Raw genomic sequence first — 19,119 nt, 5'->3', positions numbered from 1 at the left:
CCGCTGATGGCGCAGGCGTTCTCCGGCAGGCCGGTCACGCACCACGAGGACGAGGAGCGGCCGCACCGGCGCAAGGTGTACTTCTGGGCGGCCGTGGGCGCGCTCGGCGGCTTCCTCTTCGGCTACGACACCGGCGTCGTCTCCGGCGCGCTGTTGTTCATCAAGCACGACTTCCACCTCGGCGCGTTCGAGCAGGGCCTGGTCGTCAGCATCCTGCTGCTGACGGCGATGGCGGGCGCGCTGATCGCCGGGCGCACGGCGGACCGCGTCGGCCGGCGGCCGCTGCTGATCGGCGTCGCCGTCGTGTTCACGCTGGGGCTGCTCGCCGCGTCACTGGCGCCCAACTACGTGACGCTGCTGGTCGCCCGCGCCGTGCTCGGCCTGGGCGTCGGCGGCGCGTCGGCGATCGTGCCGGTGTACCTGTCCGAGATCGCGCCCGCCAGGATCCGGGGCGCGCTGGTCTCGGCCAACCAGTTGCTGATCACCATCGGCATCGTGGTGTCGTACGTCGTGGACCTGGTCTTCGCCGGCACGGAGAACTGGCGCGCGATGTTCGCGGTCGGGATCGTCGTCTCGGCGCTCATGCTCATCGGGCTGTTCTTCGTGCCCGAGACCCCGGTCTGGCTCCAGCGCAACGGCCGCGAGGACCAGGCCCGCCGGGTCCTGTGCGAGGTGGTCCCGGCGGACCGGGTGGACGGCGTCCTGCGGAGCTACCGGACCTCCGGCGACCAGGGCGGCGGGAAGGTCTCCTGGCGGCGGCTGCTGCGGTCGAGCGCCAGGCCCGCGCTCGTCATCGGCCTCGCGCTGGCCGCCTTCCAGCAGTTCGCGGGCATCAACACGATCATCTACTACGCGCCCACGATCATGGAGGACACCGGCCTCAACGCCTCGAACTCCATCGTCTACTCGGTGATCATCGGCTCGATCAACGTCGTGATGACGCTCGTGGCGATGCCGCTGACCGACAAGGCCGGCCGGCGCAGGCTGCTGATCATCTCGCTGACCGGCATGACGATCTCGCTGATCCCGCTGGGGCTGACGTTCACCAAGCTGCACGGCTCGGGCGCGAGCACGATCGCCCTGGTCTGCATCCTCGTCTACATCGCGTCGTTCGCGATCGGCCTCGGACCGGTGTTCTGGCTGCTCAACAGCGAGATCTACCCGCCGTCCGTGCGCGGCGAGGCGGCGAGCCTGGCGACCATGGTCAACTGGCTGTCCAACTTCATCGTCGGGCAGGCGTTCCTGCCGGTGGCGGCCGCGATCGGGCAGGGGCCGACGTTCTGGATCTTCGCCGTGATCGCGCTGCTGGCGCTGCTCTTCGTGATCAAGTTCGTGCCGGAGACCAAGGGACGCTCGTTCGAGGAGATCGACCGCGCCCTCCAGCGGCGGCTCTGACCCCGGCCGCCCGGGGAGCGCGTCATGGAGTGGGACAAGATCTTCGCCTTCGACACCCCGCCGCTGGAGATCGTCATCCGGGGCACGGTCGTCTACCTCGCCTTGTTCTTCCTGCTGCGGCTGACGTTCAAGCGCGAGGTGGGCGAGCTCGACATGGGCAACCTGCTGGTGATCGTGCTGGTCGCCGACGCGGCGCAGAACGCCATGTCGGGGAGCTACGAGAGCATCGCCGACGGCCTGCTCCTCGTGGTCACCATCGGGGCGTGGTCGATCGTCCTCGACGCCATGGCGTACCGCTGGAGCTGGGCGCACCGGCTCATGCGCCCCAAGCCGCAACTGCTGATCGAGAAGGGGCGGGTACGGCAGCGCGCCCTGCGGCGCGAGCTGATGACGCGCGACGAGCTGAGGTACGAGCTGCGCCAGCGCGGCGTGGAGGACGTCTCGCAGGTGAAGGCGGCGTTCATGGAGCCGGACGGGCAGATGAGCGTGCTGCGGTACGACGGAGAGGACGAGGGCGACTCCGGCGGGCGCAAGCGCCGCGCGGTCTGAGGGCGGCCCGGCCCGCGTCTTACGCCTCGCGCCGTCACGCTTCGCGCCCCCGCGCCTTCACATCGGAAAAGGGGAGTGGCCGGGGCGTGTGCCCCGGCCACCCGGTAGGTCAGTCCTGCGGGGCGCTCTCGCCGCCGCCGGAGCCCTGGTCGTTGCCGCCGTTCTCGCCGGACAGCTCGCGCATCTTGCGCAGCAGCTCCTGCTTGCGGGTGGCGGAGTCGCGCCCGCCGCCCTTGGAGCCGCCCGCCTTGCCGCGGAGCTGGTCGCGGGACAGGGTCTTGCGCTGCCCGCCCACGCCGAGAAGGTTTCCACTACGTCGACCCATGATGGGTTCCTCCGGAAGGTACGTCTGTGACGGCACCCCGGATGTCCTGGCGCTTCGTCAGGCGCCTGGGGTGCCCTGGCCGTGCGGAGCGGCGAGCGTGCGGGGGCGGTAGACCTGGAGCGGGCCCCGCCGGCACGCGACGGCGCCGACGTTCGAATAGAGCAGCATGGTCGTCACGCTACGCGCCGGTCACGGCCGGGGGCAACCGGTTTATCGGGGGGCGCCGTTCCGGGGGCCGCGCTCACCGGCCCCGGGCCTGCGGCCGATCGCGCCCAGGTCACCGGCGGCGATGTCGATCGCGCGCAGCGCCTCGGCGATCACGCGCTCGGGGGCGTCCCCGCGTTCGAGGCTGATCATGGTGGCGATCTGGGCCGCCCCGATCACGGCCCCCACGATGGCGGCGGCCTCGGTGTCGTCGATCTCCCCGGGGTACGCCCGGCACAGCTCGGCCGCCAGGACCCGCTGCGTGCCGAACATCAGCAGCAGCGCCCGCGCCTGGAGGGCGGGCACCGTCATGATGAGCCGGGTCCGCACGGGCGTCAGCGCCACGGTCAGCTCGTGGTCGGCGCCCACCCCCTTGACCACGCGCATCAGCAGGTCGATGGGCCCCTCGCCGGGACGCCGGTCGCGCATCACGGCGATGGCCTCCCGCATGCGCACGGCGCTGTCGAAGAAGACGACGTCCTCCTTGCTCGCGAAGTAGCTGAAGAACGTGCGGGTGGAGACGTCCACAGCCGCCGCGATCTCCGCGACCGTCGTCTCCTCGTAGCCCTTCTCGCTGAACAGGCGCAGGGCCGCCTCCACGAGCGCCCGCCGCGTGCGCAGCTTCTTACGCTCCCGCAGCCCCACACCGTCGTCCATGACCCGAAGTTTATGTAGGCCGCTCACCACCCCCGCAAGAGCGGTCACATTCCGCGACCGGCGCCCGCCGCGGAGAGGCGGGCCGCGATCCGCGGCCCGCGGGCCGAACGGCGGGGCGGGGCGCGGCGGACCGCGGAGCGGGGCCGGCGGGCGGTACGGCCGCGCGACCGGGGGCCGGGTGGCGACCCGGGGCCGGCCGGGAACCGGTCGGCGGGGCGGCGGGGCGGGTCAGGAGGCAGGGCGGGTCAGGAGGCGGGGCCGCGGCGGAGGCGGCGGATGGCGGGGACGGAGAAGAGGGCGACGCAGGAGGCGAAGCTCACGGCGACCGAGACGAACAGGACCTGGTGGGGCCCGCCGAACAGGAGCATCGCCGGCCCGGCGATCGCCTGGCCGACCGGGACGCTCATGATCGAGCCGCTGACCTCGTAGGCGGTGATGCGGTTCAGGACCGGGCCGGGGATGTTGGTCTGGATGCTGGTGGCCCACATGACCGACCAGAACGCCCAGCCGGCTCCCGCGAGCACCTCGGCGGCGATGAGCATCCCGAGCGGGGCCGCGGTGGCGATCATGAGGATGCCCAGGGGGTAGAGCAGCATGGCGCACCCGCCCGCGAGGAGCGTACGGCGGGGCCGCAGGCGCATGCCGACGAGGCCGCCGAGGATGGTGCCCGCGCCGTACGCGGACATGACCACGCCGTACATCGCCGCGCCGTGGGCGTCGCGGATCACGGTCGCGCCCAGCGGGAGCATCGGGCCGAACACGCAGATCCCCATGAAGGTCCAGATGACGATGACGGACCACAGCCAGGTGCGCGAGCGGAACTCCCGCCAGCCCTCGCGCAGGTTCCGCAGCATCGAGCCCTCGGGGACGACGTCGGCCAGGGGGCGCAGGCGCAGCAGGAGCAGGCACAGGCCGCTCACCGCGAACGTGGCCGCGTCGAGCCCGAAGACCACCCCGGCCCCGGCCACGGCCACGAGCGGCCCGGCCACCGCGGGGCCGATGAGGACCATGAGCGACTCGGCGACCTTGAGGGTGGCGTTGGCCCGCTGCACGTCGGAGGCCACCTGGGGCACGGTGCTGCCGACGCCGGGCTGGAACATCGCCGTGGCCGCCCCGCTGAGCGCCATGATCACGAGGATCTGCCAGAACGGCGGCGTCCCGACGAGGAAGAGCACCGCCATGAGCCCCTGGAGCAGGAACCTGGCCGCGTCCGCGCCGATCATCATGCGGCGGGCGGTGAACTTGTCCGCGAGCACCCCGCCGAACAGGATCAGCACCGCCACCGAGGCCGTCCACGCGGCGAGCGCGAAGCCCACGCCCGCGGGGCCGTACCCGGCTTCGAGCAGGCCCATCGTGAGCGCCGTGTGCATCATCGCGTCGCCGAACATCGAGACCGTGCGCGCGGTGAAGTAGAGGCGGAAGTCGCGGGTCCACAGGGGACTCTTGGAGAGCGGAGCGTCAAGGGTCGCCGGCGCGGCGTCGGACAAGGCTGTGCCCCCGATTGGGATGAAATAGAAGCGTTTGGGGGTTATTTCATCAGAAGCCAGTTACCCGCGTGGCGCGCGGTACACCTTCACCCAATCCACGTGCATCGTGACGAACGGGGGCGTGTGCTCGTCGCGGCACGGGGCCCACCGGTCGCAGACCTTGTCGAGCTGGAGCGCCAGCGACATCGGCCCGTTGCGCGGGATCAGCTCGCCCCGGTAGTCCCAGACCACGCGCCCGTCCAGCCAGAACGTCATCCGGTCCGGCAGCCAGTCCACCGCGACCACCCGCCACGTGGTGAAGTCGGCGCGCATCCGGTTGTCGGCGCGGCCCCCGCCCCGGTGGATGAACTGCGGGACGACCTGCCGCCGCGGGTCGGCGGTCTCGACGAAGTCCACCTCCTCGTGCGGCTCCCGCTCGTCCTCCGGCCACAGCAGCGCCACCGCGGAGTATCCCGCCCCGCGGTCCACGCGCAGCCGCACCACCCAGCGGCCGTACTTCTGGGCGTGCTCCATCCCCACGCCGCCCGACATGTCGGCCCCGCCGTAGAAGCCGCCGGAAAGGCGCAGCGCCCCGTCGCTCACGCGCACGGCCTCGGGCACGCGGGGGTACTCCCCGCCGGGGTCGTCGTACACGCCCCAGACGCGCCGGTCGAGCCGCTCGAACCCGTCCTCGACCACCGGCCGCCCCCACCGGCCGGTCCCCTCCGGCTCGCCCGTGGGCCCCGGGGCCGGCCCGCTCGCCGGGGGAGTCCCGGACGCTCCCGGCGTGCCCGGCGTGCCCGGCGTGCCCGGCGTATCCGGTGTGCCGGGTGTGCCCGGGACGCTCGGGACGCTCGGGGAGGGGTGCGGCGGGGCGGTGGCGCACGGGGAGCCGTGCGGGGTCGCGCCCGCCGTCATCGGGGCCGGGGAGCCGCAGTTCACGGCCGCCTGGCCCAGGAGGACGATCACCGCCAGCATCCCGAACGCCCGCCGGTTCCGCATGACGCCATCAGAACACCGGAGGGCGGTCCCTTCCGGGAGAATTACCCATCTGCTATGGTGATAGTGGCTGGCATTCCGGGCCTTGGACGCCCATGCCTCTCTGGCCGCTCTCGCTTCATCCGCATCACCCAGTTCCGCCGCATCACCTCCGCAGCGCGGCACACCGTCGCCCGCCCGGCCACCGCCCCTCCGCGATCCACGCGGTTCTCATCGGGGACGAGACCTCCGGGCCCCGCGACCGTCCCGCCTCCGGCGTCCCGCCCCGCCTCGGCGATCAGCCCAGGTCACGGGCAGCGGTACGGCGTCCCGCCCGTCCGGCGCCCGCCGTGCCCCGGACGCCCGCCCGGCTCCCGAGCCCGGCCCCGCGGACCGCGGCATCCACCCGGCGAAAGGCCATCACATGACGATCACCGAATCCACTTCCACCATCTCCGGTTCCACCGGTTCCAGCACCTCCTCGGGCTCCACCAGGCCCGCCAGGACCCGCGCTTCCGCCCGCGCCGCCTCCACCGGGGGATCCGCCCGGACCACCGCGCGGACGAACCGGGCGCACGCCGTACCCCGCCAGCGCGAGAACGCCGACGAGGCGCCCGCCACGCCCGTGACCGGGCTGCTGGACGTGCGCGGCGGCAGCGCGTTCCTCCGCGTCTCGGGCTACAAGCCCGGCTCCGACGACGTGCTCGTCGGCCAGCGCGACATCGACCGGTACGGCCTGCGCCGCGGCGACGTGGTCGCGGGGGCGGCGCGCGCGGAGCGCGGCAAGAACCGGCTCGCCCGCGTGGACACCGTCAACGGGCTCGCCCCCGAGGACGCCCGCGCCCGGCCGGAGTTCGCGCGGCTCACGGCGCTCTACCCGAACCGGCCGCTGCGGCTGGAGACCGGCCCCGGCGACCTCGCCGGCCGGATCATCGACCTGGTCGCGCCGATCGGCAAGGGGCAGCGCGGGCTGATCGTGGCTCCGCCCAAGGCCGGCAAGACCATGGTCCTGCAGGCCATCGCCGCCGCCGTGGCCGCCAACCACCCGGACGCCCACCTGATGGTGCTGCTCGTGGACGAGCGGCCCGAGGAGGTCACCGAGATCAGCCGGGCGGTGCGCGGCGAGGTGATCCACTCCACGTTCGACCACCGACCCGAGGAGCACACCGCGGTCGCCGAGCTGGCGATCGAGCGGGCCAAGCGGCTGGTCGAGCAGGGACACGACGTGGTCGTGCTCCTGGACTCCCTCACCCGGCTCGCCCGCGCCTACAACAACTCCACCAAGGGCAACGGCCGCATCATGTCCGGCGGCCTCGACTCCACCGCGCTGCACCCGCCCAAGGCCCTGCTCGGGGCCGCGCGCAACACCGAGGAGGCGGGCTCGCTGACCATCCTCGCGACCGCCCTCGTCGAGACCGGCTCCCGGATGGACGAGGTGATCTTCGAGGAGCTGAAGGGCACCGGCAACATGGAGCTGCTGCTCAACCGCGCCCTGGCCGACAAGCGCGTCTTCCCCGCCGTGGACGTGACCGCCTCCGGCACCCGCCGCGAAGAGCTCCTGCTCACCCAGGAGGAACTCTCCATCGTGTGGGGCCTGCGCCGCGCGCTCAGCCCGCTCGACCCCCAGCAGGCCATGGAGCGCCTGCTCGCGGGCATGAAGGAGACCGGCTCGAACGCCGAGTTCCTGCTGAAGGCCCGCGCCGGCCTGTGAGGCCGCGCCGGCCTGTGTGAGGCCACGCCGCCGCCGGGGCCGCGGCCACCCGCCGGGCCGCTACCCGTTGGGCCGCTTGCCGTGGTTGGCCTTGCGCTTCTTCCGCTGCCGCCGCTTGCTGGTCTTCTTCGACATCAGACCTCCCGGGGGACGGGTGCGCGGCCGGAGCCCGGCCGCTCAGCCGACCATCCCCGCCCTCGCCGGGCCTGGCAAGGCCCGGGGCGCGGCCTGATCGATGTGGACCGAAATCGATCGGTTCTGATCTAATGGGTGCGACAGTCGGACGGTGAAGGGCGGACGGGCGTGCGGGCCGCGTACAGGACATCGGGCAAGCTCGCGGACGGGCGCGAGATCATCTACTTCGACGACGGTCCCGGGCACGTCAGGGACGGCGTGGACGGGCGCGACCTGCCCGCGTTCGAGGCGGGCACGCTGCGCCGGTGGGACCCGCTGCTCGGCCAGGAGATCATGATCGCCGCGCGGCGGCAGAACCGGACGTTCCAGCCGTCGTCAGGGGACTGCCCCCTCTGCCCGACGCGCCCCGGGCACGCCACCGAGATCCCGGCCCCCGACTACCACGTCGTGAGCTTCGAGAACCGGTTCCCCTCGCTCGGCGGGCCCGCCGGCGGCCGGTGCGAGGTGGTCTGCTTCAGCGCCGACCACGACACCTCCCTGGCGAGCCTGCCCCCCGAGCGGCTGGCCACGATCGGCCGCGCCTGGGCCGACCGGACCGCCGAGCTGTCCGCGCTGCCCGGCGTGGAGTACGTCTTCGTCTTCGAGAACCGCGGGCTCGACATCGGCGCGACGCTCCAGCACCCGCACGGGCAGATCTACGCGTTCCCGTTCGTGCCGCCCGTCGCCGCCGCCGTCCGTGACAACCTGCGGCGGCACCGGGAGGCGCACGGCGAGTGCCTGATGTGCGCGATCGTCGCGCGCGAGGCCGAGGGGCCGCGCGTGATCGCGACCGCGGGGGACTTCGTGGCGTACGTCCCGGAGGCCGCCCGCTGGCCGTACGAGGCGCACATCGCGCCCCGGCGGTGCGTGGCGGGACTGCCCGACCTCGGGGAGGAGGAGCGGGCGACCCTGATGGGCCTCTACGCGGACGTGGTCGGGCGGTTCGAGCGGCTGTTCGCGCGGCCCCCGGCGTACATGGCCTGCTGGCACCAGAGCCCGCCGGCGGACCCGGCCCACATGTACGCCCAGGTCTTCACCGTCCGGCGGAGCGAGGACAAGCTGAAGTACCTGGCCTCGGTGGAGTCGGGCGCGGGCGCGTTCATCAACGACGTCCTGCCCGAGGAGGCCGCCGAGCGGTTGCGCTCCGCCTGACCGGCCGGGGACGGCGGCGGGTCGAGGCGGCGCCGGGCGCGGACGGCCGGGTCAGGGGGTCACGACGTGGACCCGCACCCCGGCGGCGCGCAGGGCCGCGAGCTCCGCCGGGGGCGCGGCGGCGTCGGTGACCAGCAGGGACACCCGATCCGGCGGCACGGTCTGGAACATGGTGTCGGCCCCGACCTTGGTGTGGTCGGCCAGCGCGATCACCTCGGCCGCCGCCTCGGCCATCGCGCGGTCCACCCCCGCGACCGCCATGTTCGGCGTGGACAGGCCGCGGGCCGCGCTCACGCCGTTCCCCGACACGAAGGCCCGCCGGACGTGCGTCCCGGCGAGGGACCGCTCGGCCGCGCCGCCCACGAGGGCGCGGATGGGGCCGCGCAGCGCGCCGCCGGTCATCACCACCTCGGCGCCGGGGGCGTCCGCCAGGGCCTCGGCGACCAGGAGCGAGTTCGTCACGACCGTGAGGTCCCGGCGGCCGGTGAGGCGGCGGGCCAGCTCGTGCGTGGTCGTGCCGCCGCCGAGGACGATCGCGTCGCCGTCCTCGACCAGCCCGGCGGCGTACTCGGCGATGGCCGCCTTCTCGGCCGTGGCGACCCCGGTCTTCTCCCGGTAGGGGGCCTCCCGGGTGAGCCCGCCCGGCAGCATCGCCCCGCCGTGGCGGCGGTCCAGGAGCCCGTCGGCGGCCAGCGCGCGCAGGTCGCGGCGCACCGTGACCTCGGACGCGTGCACGGCGGACGCCAGCTCGCGCAGCGACATCGACCCGTTCGCGCGCAGCAGGCGCAGGATGCGCTCGCGGCGTTCGGCGGCGAATCCCGGGCGGCGGCCGGCGTCGTGGTCGCTCATGGTCCGCGTCCTCCCGATCGGTGATCGGAACCGACCATATTCGATCGCCGGGTCGCGCGCCGCCGGGCTCGTGATGGCGTTTTATCTAGTTTTGGGGCTTTACCTACTTATTGTCTATAGTGTACGAAGCGAGGGTGGGGGCTTTACGTGCGCCGCCCGCCCCGGACGGAACGGAACACACACGAGACCATGCGGAAGCGGACCTGCGCGATGATCCTCAAGGCGATCGCCGGGATCATGGCGGCCGGGCTGGTCGCGGTGGCGATCGCCGTCGGCACGGTGTCGGACGACTCCCCGGCAGGCCCGGCCCCGGTCCCCGCCGTGCACCTCGTCAAGCGCGCCGCCCACCACCCCTGACCACGGACGACCACGAACGCGGAACGGCCCCGCGCCCTCCCCGGAGGAGGCGCGGGGCCGTTCTCGTCACCGGATCCCGTCGCCGCGCCGGGCTCAGCCCGTCACGGTGAGTGTGGTGCGGGCCACTCCTCCGTTCGCGCAGTGGACGGTCACCGGATACCTGCCGGCCCGGGTCTTGGCGCCCACCATCAGCGGCGGGAACCACGCCGTGGTCGGGACCGGGGCGGCGTTCGTCTGCTTGGCGAAGGCCGGGGAGACGACCTTGGTGACCTTGGAGCCGCCGCAGACGGCCGTCACCGTGACCAGGCCCTCGCGGCGCGCCTTCGCCGGCTGGACGCCCACGCCGGCGGTGATGTTCCTCAGCACCGCCGCCGCGTCGGTCGAGCCGCCGCTGCCGCCGTTGCCCCCGCCCGGGCCGCCGCCGTTCCCGCCACCACCGTGCCCGCCACCACCGTGGCCACCGCCGTGGTCACCGTGGCCGCCGCCGTGGTCGTGGCCACCGCCGTTCCCGCCGCCGCCGGGGCCGCTGGGGGAGGGGGCCGGGGTCGGGGTCGGGGCGGGCGGGGCCGTCGGGCCGGTGGAGCCGCCCTCGCCGAACCGCACGTCCGAGCAGGCGTAGAACGCCTCCGGGCTGTCGCTGCGCTGCCAGATCGTGTAGATCAGGTGCCGCCCGCGCTTGCCCTTCGGCAGCGTCGCCTCCATGACGTACGCGCCGTTGGCGAGCCGCGGCTCCGTGGCGACGTGGAACGGCTCGGCCTCCAGGTCCGACCACTTCAGCGGCTTGGCCGGGTCGTAGCCGTCCTTCGTGACGTACAGCTCGAGCGAGCCCTTGTGCGGGGCGGTCGCGCGGAAGGTGAAGGTGTGCCGGCCCGAGGCGGGCAGCCGGGTCACCGGCCAGTCGGCGCGCGCCAGGTCCAGGCCCTTGTACTTGTCCCGCCCCGCGCTGCACAGCCTGCCGTCCGGGATGATCGAACGGTGCCGTCCCGCGGCGTTCGCGATGTTGACCTCGTGCCAGTCGTAGAGCGCCTGCTTGCCACCGGTGGCGACGGCCGCCTTGCACGCGGCCAGCGAGGGGCTCTCCGGCCTGTCCTGGTAGCAGAGCCAGGAACGGCTGGGCGGGTTCTGCATCGAGCCGTGGGCGTACGCGCCGCCGGCCGTGGCGACCGTGATCAGGACGGACGAGCCGCCGACGAGAGCGGTCACCAGCGCCATCCGGCGTACGTTCATAGGTCGTCTCCTCGAGATCGAGCGCGGTCCGGTCGCGCCCAGCGGTCTTGCGCGCCGGGGGGGACGGTCAAGATCCACTGGGCGCTGAACTCACACTGCCGCCGCTCGCGAGGCGGTGGAACGCGATTAAGGTCCGGTTAAGGGTGAGTTATGTGACTCTTGAAAAACCCGGCCCCTCGCCCCGATCCGCCTCCCGCCGCACGCCCCGATCTCTGGTCCCGTACGGCAGGCGCCCGCGCGAGCCGTACGGGCGGCCGGTCAGGGGGCGGGGAGGGGGGACCCGGGGCGGGCGGCGGCGCGGGAGAGGAGGTAGCCGAAGGCGGCGGTGATGAAGAAGGAGAGGAGCGCGTAGATGGCCGGCGCGATCGACATGCGCGGGTTGGCCAGGAGGGCGGGGCTGATCGCGATCGTGATGGCCAGGGCGCTGTTGTGGATGCCGATCTCCATGGCCGACGCGATGGCCTGGCGGCGCTCGACGCGGGCGAGGCGGGGGATCCAGTAGCCGGCCAGGAGGCTGATCACGCTGAAGGCGGCGGCGACCAGGCCGACGTCGGCGAGGGCGTCGAGGACCTGGTGGCGCTCCTGGACGATCGCGGCCACGATGACGCCGATCACGATGATCGCCGAGGCGGCCCGCACCGGCTTGCGCATGCTCTCGGCGAAGGCGGGGCGCAGGCGGCGCAGCAGCATGCCGATGGCGACGGGGACCAGGACCACCGCGAAGACCTGGACGACCTTGCCGGTCTGCAGGCCGATGTCCTCGCCGTCGCCCATGAAGTGCGTGAGCGAGAGGTTGACGACGATCGGCAGCGTGAACGCGGACAGCACCGAGTTCACGGCGGTCAGGGTGATGTTGAGCGCGACGTCGCCGCCGGCCAGGTGGCTGTAGAGGTTGGCCACGGTGCCGCCGGGGGAGGCGGCGAGCAGCATCATGCCGACCGCGAGGGCGGGTTCGAGGCCGGTGACGGTGACCAGGCCCAGGCAGATCAGGGGGAGCAGGACGACCTGGCAGGCCAGGGCCACGAACACCGCGCGCGGATGCTTGCCGACGCGGGTGAAGTCGGCGACGGTGAGCGACAGGCCCAGGCCGAGCATGACCACCGCCAGGGCGAGCGGGAACAGCACCGTGGTGACGATGGACTCCTGCACGGGCCGCCTCCGCGTCGTGTCGGGTTGCGACCGATCTTCCCGGCTCCGGCGGAGGACGCACAAGAGCGAAATCCGGCTATTTATCGGGACTATTCGCTAAATACCGAGGGCCGTCGATGAAAGTTACTCAGCCTGTTGAGGTGCTGACATGTCATAATTCGGGCGGGTTTGCGGATGGTGACACAGGGGCGTGAGTGGCGATGCGCAACGTTGTGACGGCGTTCGCGGTGCTGGAGAAGCTCGCCGAGACCCACCCCGCGGACGCGGCCGAGCTGGCGCACCGCCTGGGCCTGCCGGAGCCCGCCGTCGAGAACAGCCTGCTCGCGCTCGCCGAGGTGGGCTGGATCCGGCCCGAGGAGGAGCCGGGCGAACCGGGCGAGCCGGTCCGCTGGGTGCTGACCGGGCGCCCCCTCGTCGTCGGCGGCCACGTCGTGCGCCGGGAGGTGCTGCCGCGCGCCGCCGCCACGGTCATGCAGGAGCTGGCCGCGCACACGGGCGAGACCGTGCACCTGACGATCCCCGACGGCGACTGGATGGTGCTGATCGACAAGGTCGAGAGCCGGCACGAGACGCGGAACCCGGCCTGGATCGGCGGCCGCGCCCCGATGCACGCCTCCGCCGCCGGCCTGGCCGTGCTCGCGCATCTGCCCGCCGTACGGCTGGAGACGCTGTCCCTGGACCGCTTCACCGGGTTCACCCTGACCGACCGGGACGTGCTCAAGGCGACGCTGAGCGAGGTGCGCATCCGGGGGTACGCCGTGAACCCGGGCATGTGGCGTTCCGACCTCAACGGCGTCGCCTCGGCGATCCTCGACGCGGCCGGGACGCCCGTCGCCGCGATCGGCGTCTCCACCGTCGCGGCCCGGCTCCCGCGCACCCTCTGGCCGCAGTACGGCGCGCTGACCCGAGACGCGGCCACCCGCATCACCAAGCGCGCCCTCCGCGAGCCCTGACCGGGACCCGCGAGTCCCGAAGGGGGGACGCGCGGGCCGGGGGCCGGCGGGCAGGGCGTTCAGGCGGGCTGGGAGGCCTTGGCCGCCTCGTCGCCGGGGGCGGCCATGGGGGCGGGCGGCGTGCCGCGCCGGATCAGGACGAGGCCGACGATCGCGGCCAGGACCGAGCAGACGACGGCGACCAGCGAGCCGATGGACATGGCGCCGGTGAACGCCTCCTTGGCGGCGGCCAGGAGGTTCTGGTCACCGGTGGCCTTGACGATCGCGTGGGCCCCGGCGATCGACTCGCGGGCGGCCTCCGGCGCGCTCCCGGGCATGCCGGCCGTGTAGGAGGCGGCCAGGACGCTGCCGAGGACGGCGACGCTGAGGGCCATGCCGACCTGCTGGACGGTGTCGTTGACCGCCGAGCCGACGCCCGCGTGCTCCGGCGGCACCGCGCCCATCAGCGTCGCGTACGCCGGGGGACCGGCGAGCCCGCTGCCCACCCCCATGATCATGAGGGCCGTGATGATCGCTCCGTACCCGTCGTCGGGGCCGATGAACGACATGACCCCGAACGCGACCGCGATGATCAGGAACCCGATCACCAGCAGGGTCCGGTTGCTGATCTTCTGGCCGAGGGTGGCGCCGACGCCGTTGAAGACCGCCGTGACCACCGCCATCGGGATCAGCGCGAGCGCGGCCCGCATGGGTTCGTAGTCCAGCACGAACTGGAAGTGCTGGGTCAGCGCCAGCAGCAGGCCGCCCGACGAGAGCGACAGCAGCACGATGGAGAAGCTGGCCCCGGAGAAGTTCCGGTCGCGGAACATCCGCAGCGGCAGCATCGGGTGCGCGGACCTGGCCTCCCAGATCGCGAACGCCGCCAGCCCCAGGACGGCCAGCGCGGCCGCGGCGATCACCTCGCCGGACCAGCCCTCGCGCGGAGCGGAGATGACGACCCAGACCAGCGCGGTCATGCCGACCATGGACAGCAGGGCGCCGACCGGGTCGGGACGGCGGGCGGGCCCGCGCGACTCCGGCATCAGGACCACCGCCGCGATGATCGCGAGCACCGCGATCGGGACGTTGATCAGGAAGACCGAGCCCCACCAGTAGTTCTGGAGCAGGAAGCCGCCGAAGGTGGGGCCGGCGATGACGCCGACCATGGCCACCGAGGTCCAGGCGGCGATGGCCTTGCGGCGCTCCTCGTCGTCGAAGACCGTGATCAGGATGGACAGGGTGCTGGGCATGAGCAGCGAGCCGCCCACGCCCATCAGCGCGCGGACCGCGACCAGGTGCCACGGCTCGGTCACGGCCAGCACGAGCAGCGAGGCCCCGCCGAACAGCGCGAGCCCGACGATCAGCGCGAGCCTGCGGCCGTGCCGGTCGGACAGGCTCCCCGCGGTGAGCAGGAGCCCGGCGAAGACCAGGGCGTAGGCGTCGATGATCCACTGCACGTCGGCCGTGCTGGCGCCGAGGCCCTTGGTGTCCATCAGCTTGGGGATCGCCAGGTTCAGGATCGTGTTGTCCACCACGAGCACGAGCAGGCTCAGGCAGAGCACGCCGAGGATCAGCCAGCGGCGCGGATGCCGGGCGGGGGCCGGGGGCGATGACGGTTGGGGGGACGTCACGGAGGTCTCCTCTTACAGCGTTCAAGGCTTCTCGAACACTGTAAGACGATGCTCGTACGCTGTTCAAGTGATTTGATAGTCTCGATACATCGGCGGCTAGGAGGGGTTCTTGGCAGCGCGTTCGCCCATCGCGTCCATCTGGACGCGGCCGCAGAAGCCGCAGCGGGACCAGGCCGGGCTGAGCCGGGACCAGATCGTGCGGGCGGCGATCGAGATCCTCGACGCCGAGGGCCGCGACGCGCTGAGCATGCGCCGCCTGGGCGCCCGCCTCGGCGCCGCCGCGACGTCCGTCTACTGGTACGTCTCGAACAAGGACGAACTCCTCGAACTCGCGCTCGACGAGATCTTCGGCGAGGTCGAGCGGCCGGACCCCGAGACGAGCGGATGGCGGCCCGCGTTCACCATCGCCGCCCACTCCCTGCGCTCGCTGATCCTGCGCCACCCCTGGGTCGCCCAGCTCATCGGCGTGTACCCCATGTACGGCCCGAACGCCCTGCGCTTCACCGACCACCTCGTGGGCGTCGCCCAGCACGCCGGGTTCCAGGACTTCGACGTGGACTTCGCCGTGACCACCGTGGTCGCCTACGTCTACGGCATGACCATCGGCGAGGCCGCCTGGCTCTCCAACGCCCAGCGCGCCGGCACGACCATGAAGGAGCTGGACGAGCGGGTCTGGGACGTCAGCGCGGAGATCGCCCGCGACTACCCCCGCCTGAGCGAGCGCTACCGCGCCTACGGGGAGACGGACCCGCAGCGCCTGCGGGTCGCGACGTTCGACTTCGGGCTGGTCAGTGTCCTGGACGGGCTCGAACTCCGCCGCCGCGCCACCCGGCGGGACCCCGATCCGCCCGCCGGGACCTGAGGTCGTACGATCCGTCAACAAGAGGCGGGTCGTCTTTACACCTTGATGGACTAGATTGCGGGCATGCTCCCCACTCTCGCCGACGTGCTGGCGCTGGACGCCGTGCGCCGGGGCAGCCCGGAGGTCGTCACGGGCGGCGACCGGCTCGACACCCGCGTGCGGTGGGTCCACGTGGCCGAGATCACCGACATCGCCCACCTGCTGCGCGGCGGCGAGCTGGTGCTGACCACCGGCGTCGCGCTGCCCGAGGAGCCGGCCAGGCTCGCCGAGTACGTCGCCACGCTGGCGGCGGTGGGCGCGGCCGGGCTGGTCGTGGAGCTGGGCCGCCGCTTCGTGCGCGAGCTGCCCGCCGTGGTCGTCAAGACCGCCGAGGAGCACGGCCTGCCGCTGATCACGCTCGCCAGGGACACCCCGTTCGTGCAGATCACCGAGTCGGTGCACAACCGGATCATCGACATCCAGCTAGAGGAGCTGCGCGCCTCCGAGCACCTGCACGAGGTGTTCACGGAGCTGTCCGTCGAGGGCGCGTCCCCCGCCGAGGTCGTACGGCAGGCCGCCCGCCTGTCCGGCCGCCCGGCCGTCCTGGAGAACCTGGCCCACCAGGTGCTCGCCTGCGAGCCCGCGGGGGCCGATCCGGCCGCGCTGCTGGCGAGCTGGGAGACGCGGTCCCGGGCCGTCGCCCCGGCCGAGCGGACGGCGTACGACGAGGCGTCGGGCTGGCTGGTCACCGTCGTGGGGGCGCGGGGGCAGGACTGGGGGCGGCTGATCCTGCTGTCCGCCGGGCGGCCCGCGCCGCGCGACATCGTCCTCGCCGAGCGCGCCGCGACCACGCTCGCGCTCGGCCGCCTGCTCGACCGGCACCAGCAGAGCCTGGAACTCCAGGCCCACGGCACGGTCATCGCGGGCATCCTCAGCTCGGCCTACGCCGACCCCGACGAGGCGGCGGCCCGCGCCCGCGCGCTCGGCGTCCCGCTGACCGGGCGGCGGCTGCTCGGCCTGGTGCTGCGGCTGCCGGGCGCCGGGCTGGCCCCCGACCTGGACCTCCAGGCCCGGCTCGGCGAGCTGGCCGAGGCCGCGGCGCTCGCCTGCCGCCAGGCGCGCATGCCCGCGCTCGTGGGCGTGCTGGACGAGGCGGGTGTCGGCGTGCTGCTCCCGCTGCCCCCGCGCGCGGTCGCGGAGAGCGCGCTCGGCGCCCTGTCCGAACGGCTGCGCGCCGCGTTCGCCGGGGAGTTCGTGCTCGCCGCCGGATCCGCGGTGGAGTCGGTCAAGGACGTGCGGCGCAGCTTCCTGGAGGCCGAGCAGGTCGCGGACGTGGCGGTGCGCAGGCCGGACGGGCGGTCCTTCTACCGGCTGCCGGACCTGCGGCTGCGCGGGCTCCTCCACCTGCTGCGCGACGACGCGCGGCTGCAGACCTTCGCCGAGCGGGAGCTGGCCCCGCTGCTGGCCCACGACGCCCAGCGCGGCGGGGACCTGACCCGCATCCTGTCGATCTACCTGGAGTCGGGCCGCAACAAGGCGGTGGCCGCCTCCCGCGCCCACCTGTCCCGGCCGGCGTTCTACGAGCGCCTGCGCCGCCTGGAACGGGTGCTCGACACCGATCTGGACGACGTCGAGTCCTGCCTGTCCCTGCACGTCGCGCTGCTCGCGCTGGACTCCTGCCGGCGCGGCGGGCCCGGCCCCCGCCGTACGGCGTTTTAGCTATCCTGTTCGAATGCTGCACATCCTCCTCGTCCGTTACACCGTCCCCGAGGCGGAGGTGGCCCCGCACGTCCCCGCCCACGTCGCGCACCTGGAGCGGCACCACGCCGACGGCACCTTCCTGGCCTCGGGGCAGACCGTCCCGGCCGAGCTGGGCGGGGCCATCCTGGCGGTGGGCGACCGGGCCCGGATCGAGGAGATCGCCGCCGCCGACCCGTTCGCCCAGGCCGGCGTGGCGCGCTACGACATCGTCACGATCGACGCGGGCCGCGCCCACCCCGCGCTGCGCGCCCTGCTGGGCTGACCCCGCCGCCCGCCGCCCGCCGCCCGCCGCCCGCCGCCCGCCGCCCGCCGCCCGCCGCCCGCCGCCCGGCGTGCCGAACGCGAAGACCCCGCCGGCGCCGTACGGCGGGGCGGGGTCTTCGGGGTGAGGGGGGATCGGCGGGCGCCCGTCAGCGGAGGGGCTGGTCCTTCGTCTCCTTGAGGGCGAACAGGTAGACCAGGGTGGAGATCAGGGCCAGGGCCGAGACGTACCACCCGAAGAGGCCGGGGTTGCCCGCGTCGGTGAACGCCGTGCCGATGTACGGCCCGGTGCCGCCGAACAGCGCCACCGCCAGGGAGTACGGGAAGCCGATGCCGGCCGCGCGGACCCGGGCGGGGAACAGCTCGGCGTTGACCGCCGCCGAGATCGAGGTGAACCCGGTGAGCAGGACCATGCCCGCGCACTGGATGAGCAGCAGGCTGATGAAGGAGTCGTTCAGCAGCGCCAGGCCCGGCACGGTCAGCAGCGTGAACCCGCCGCCGAAGGCGATGAGCATGGGCCTGCGGCCGATCCGGTCCGAGAGCATGCCGCCCAGGGGCTGGAGCAGGCCGAAGAAGATCAGCGAGATCGTGCCGATGAGCAGCGCGTCGGCCGGGTCGAACTTCACCGTGAGCTTGGCGTACGTCGGCAGGTACGTCGTCCAGGTGTAGTACGTGATCGTGCCGGCCATGGTGATGCCGACGATCAGCAGGGCCTGGCGCGGGTGGTGGCGCAGGAACTCGAACATGCGCGGCCGCTCGACCTTCTCGGTCTCCAGCGTCTCGTCCGCGCTCCGCCGGATCCACAGGCCGACCAGCGAGGCCACGGCGCCGACGAGGAACGGGACGCGCCAGCCCCAGGAGGCCATGTCGCCCTTGGACAGCGCGGACGCGAGCCCGGCCGCCAGGCCCGACGCGATGAGCTGGCCGATGGTGGTGCTGACGTACTGGAAGCTGGAGAACAGGCCGCGCCGCCCGGGACCGGCCGACTCGACGAGGAAGGTGGTCGCGGCCGCGAACTCGCCGCCCACGGACAGGCCCTGCACGAGGCGGGCGATGACCAGCAGCAGCGGCGCGAGGATCCCGGCGTTCTCGTACGTCGGGAGGATCGCCATGATCAGCGAGCCGGCGCCCATGAGGACGATCGTCAGCGTCATGGCGGAGCGGCGGCCGAACCGGTCGGCGAACGAGCCGACGAGGAGGCCGCCCACGGGCCGCATGAAGAAGCCGACGGCGAACACGGCGAACGCGCTGAGCAGCGGCACCAGGTCGTTGCCCGCGGACTTGGGGAAGACCTGGTCGGCGAAGTAGATCGCCAGGAAGCTGTACGTGTACCAGTCGTACCACTCGACGACGTTGCCGACGCTGGCCGCGATGAGCTGGCGGGCGCGGCTGCGCGGAACCGCGATGGGCGCCCCGGACCCCCCTCCGGCCTCGGCGGAGACTGCCACGATTCCTCCAATTACATGCACGTCTGGTGGGTTTCAGGTGGCCCACTGTGCA

At 73.2% G+C, this 19,119-nt stretch carries 18 protein-coding genes and 1 pseudogene; 9 read left to right on the top strand and 10 right to left on the bottom strand.

Annotated elements, in window-relative coordinates:
- The first annotated feature begins 6 nt into the window (after nucleotides 1-6).
- Both D5H75_RS36985 and D5H75_RS36980 read left to right on the top strand, forming a co-directional pair.
- Entirely contained in the window at nucleotides 7-1,395 is a 1,389-nt protein-coding gene (locus tag D5H75_RS36985; RefSeq protein ID WP_119931264.1) for a sugar porter family MFS transporter, read from the top strand.
- 24 nt (nucleotides 1,396-1,419) lie between these two features.
- On the top strand, nucleotides 1,420-1,944 hold the full coding sequence (locus D5H75_RS36980; RefSeq protein WP_119931263.1) for a DUF421 domain-containing protein: 525 nt from the start codon (nucleotides 1,420-1,422) through the stop codon (nucleotides 1,942-1,944).
- A gap of 109 nt (nucleotides 1,945-2,053) precedes the next feature.
- Here the strand turns inward: D5H75_RS36980 and D5H75_RS36975 are convergent, their stop codons facing one another.
- The 4 genes from D5H75_RS36975 to D5H75_RS36960 form a co-directional block, all read right to left on the bottom strand.
- Nucleotides 2,054-2,269, bottom strand: a complete 216-nt coding sequence (locus tag D5H75_RS36975; protein ID WP_119931262.1) for a DUF6243 family protein — start codon at nucleotides 2,267-2,269, stop codon at nucleotides 2,054-2,056.
- Nucleotides 2,270-2,479: 210 nt separating this feature from the next.
- Nucleotides 2,480-3,130, bottom strand: coding sequence for a TetR/AcrR family transcriptional regulator (locus D5H75_RS36970; protein ID WP_119931261.1), 651 nt, complete (start codon nucleotides 3,128-3,130; stop codon nucleotides 2,480-2,482).
- A gap of 245 nt (nucleotides 3,131-3,375) precedes the next feature.
- Complete coding sequence (locus D5H75_RS36965; RefSeq protein WP_202638876.1) at nucleotides 3,376-4,617, bottom strand: MFS transporter; 1,242 nt, start codon at nucleotides 4,615-4,617, stop codon at nucleotides 3,376-3,378.
- A 60-nt stretch (nucleotides 4,618-4,677) separates the two neighbouring features.
- Nucleotides 4,678-5,598: a glycoside hydrolase family 16 protein gene (locus D5H75_RS36960; protein WP_119931260.1), complete on the bottom strand. Its 921-nt coding sequence runs from the start codon at nucleotides 5,596-5,598 to the stop codon at nucleotides 4,678-4,680.
- 598 nt (nucleotides 5,599-6,196) lie between these two features.
- Here D5H75_RS36960 and rho point away from each other — a divergent pair.
- Nucleotides 6,197-7,285, top strand: a pseudogene (gene rho, locus D5H75_RS36955) (transcription termination factor Rho); the annotation flags it as partial.
- A 60-nt stretch (nucleotides 7,286-7,345) separates the two neighbouring features.
- Here rho and D5H75_RS44720 read toward each other — a convergent pair.
- Nucleotides 7,346-7,420 carry a 50S ribosomal protein bL37 gene (locus D5H75_RS44720; protein ID WP_422674081.1) on the bottom strand — a complete coding sequence of 25 codons (75 nt, stop codon included), beginning with the start codon at nucleotides 7,418-7,420 and terminating at the stop codon, nucleotides 7,346-7,348.
- Nucleotides 7,421-7,555: 135 nt separating this feature from the next.
- On the opposite strand from D5H75_RS44720, the gene galT reads away from it, so the two are divergent.
- Nucleotides 7,556-8,611, top strand: coding sequence for a galactose-1-phosphate uridylyltransferase (gene galT / locus D5H75_RS36950; protein ID WP_242454738.1), 1,056 nt, complete (start codon nucleotides 7,556-7,558; stop codon nucleotides 8,609-8,611).
- A 51-nt stretch (nucleotides 8,612-8,662) separates the two neighbouring features.
- Here the strand turns inward: galT and D5H75_RS36945 are convergent, their stop codons facing one another.
- Nucleotides 8,663-9,460 carry a DeoR/GlpR family DNA-binding transcription regulator gene (locus tag D5H75_RS36945; protein ID WP_119931257.1) on the bottom strand — a complete coding sequence of 266 codons (798 nt, stop codon included), beginning with the start codon at nucleotides 9,458-9,460 and terminating at the stop codon, nucleotides 8,663-8,665.
- Nucleotides 9,461-9,649: 189 nt separating this feature from the next.
- Between D5H75_RS36945 and D5H75_RS42355 the strand changes: the two genes are divergently transcribed.
- The gene (locus tag D5H75_RS42355) at nucleotides 9,650-9,817 is read left to right on the top strand and encodes a hypothetical protein (protein WP_202638875.1); all 168 of its coding nucleotides are present in this window, start codon (nucleotides 9,650-9,652) and stop codon (nucleotides 9,815-9,817) included.
- 93 nt (nucleotides 9,818-9,910) lie between these two features.
- Here D5H75_RS42355 and D5H75_RS44430 read toward each other — a convergent pair whose 3' ends face one another.
- Together D5H75_RS44430 and D5H75_RS36935 are read right to left on the bottom strand one after the other, a co-directional pair.
- A complete protein-coding gene (locus D5H75_RS44430; RefSeq protein ID WP_119931256.1) occupies nucleotides 9,911-11,044 on the bottom strand; it encodes a lytic polysaccharide monooxygenase auxiliary activity family 9 protein in 1,134 nt (377 codons plus the stop codon).
- Nucleotides 11,045-11,302: 258 nt separating this feature from the next.
- Entirely contained in the window at nucleotides 11,303-12,193 is an 891-nt protein-coding gene (locus D5H75_RS36935; protein ID WP_119931255.1) for a bile acid:sodium symporter family protein, read from the bottom strand.
- Nucleotides 12,194-12,393: 200 nt separating this feature from the next.
- On the opposite strand from D5H75_RS36935, the gene D5H75_RS36930 reads away from it, so the two are divergent.
- Complete coding sequence (locus tag D5H75_RS36930; protein ID WP_119931254.1) at nucleotides 12,394-13,146, top strand: IclR family transcriptional regulator; 753 nt, start codon at nucleotides 12,394-12,396, stop codon at nucleotides 13,144-13,146.
- Nucleotides 13,147-13,205: 59 nt separating this feature from the next.
- Here the strand turns inward: D5H75_RS36930 and D5H75_RS36925 are convergent, their stop codons facing one another.
- Complete coding sequence (locus D5H75_RS36925; RefSeq protein ID WP_119931253.1) at nucleotides 13,206-14,756, bottom strand: MFS transporter; 1,551 nt, start codon at nucleotides 14,754-14,756, stop codon at nucleotides 13,206-13,208.
- 109 nt (nucleotides 14,757-14,865) lie between these two features.
- On the opposite strand from D5H75_RS36925, the gene D5H75_RS36920 reads away from it, so the two are divergent.
- From D5H75_RS36920 to D5H75_RS36910, 3 genes are all read left to right on the top strand, one after another.
- Complete coding sequence (locus D5H75_RS36920) at nucleotides 14,866-15,618, top strand: TetR/AcrR family transcriptional regulator C-terminal domain-containing protein (RefSeq protein WP_119931252.1); 753 nt, start codon at nucleotides 14,866-14,868, stop codon at nucleotides 15,616-15,618.
- Between the two features lie 63 nt (nucleotides 15,619-15,681).
- Complete coding sequence (locus D5H75_RS36915; protein ID WP_119931251.1) at nucleotides 15,682-17,316, top strand: PucR family transcriptional regulator; 1,635 nt, start codon at nucleotides 15,682-15,684, stop codon at nucleotides 17,314-17,316.
- Nucleotides 17,317-17,329: 13 nt separating this feature from the next.
- Complete coding sequence (locus D5H75_RS36910; RefSeq protein ID WP_119931250.1) at nucleotides 17,330-17,620, top strand: YciI family protein; 291 nt, start codon at nucleotides 17,330-17,332, stop codon at nucleotides 17,618-17,620.
- A gap of 148 nt (nucleotides 17,621-17,768) precedes the next feature.
- On the opposite strand, the gene D5H75_RS36905 is transcribed toward D5H75_RS36910, so the two are convergent.
- The gene (locus D5H75_RS36905) at nucleotides 17,769-19,067 is read right to left on the bottom strand and encodes an MFS transporter (RefSeq protein WP_242454737.1); all 1,299 of its coding nucleotides are present in this window, start codon (nucleotides 19,065-19,067) and stop codon (nucleotides 17,769-17,771) included.
- Nucleotides 19,068-19,119 lie beyond the last annotated feature (52 nt).

The sequence above is a fragment of the Bailinhaonella thermotolerans genome, assembly GCF_003594875.1.
In the GTDB taxonomy this organism is placed as follows: Bacteria; Actinomycetota; Actinomycetes; order Streptosporangiales; family Streptosporangiaceae; genus Bailinhaonella; species Bailinhaonella thermotolerans.
Note: the sequence above shows the minus strand (reverse complement) of the source record. Positions and strands in the feature narration are given on the sequence as shown.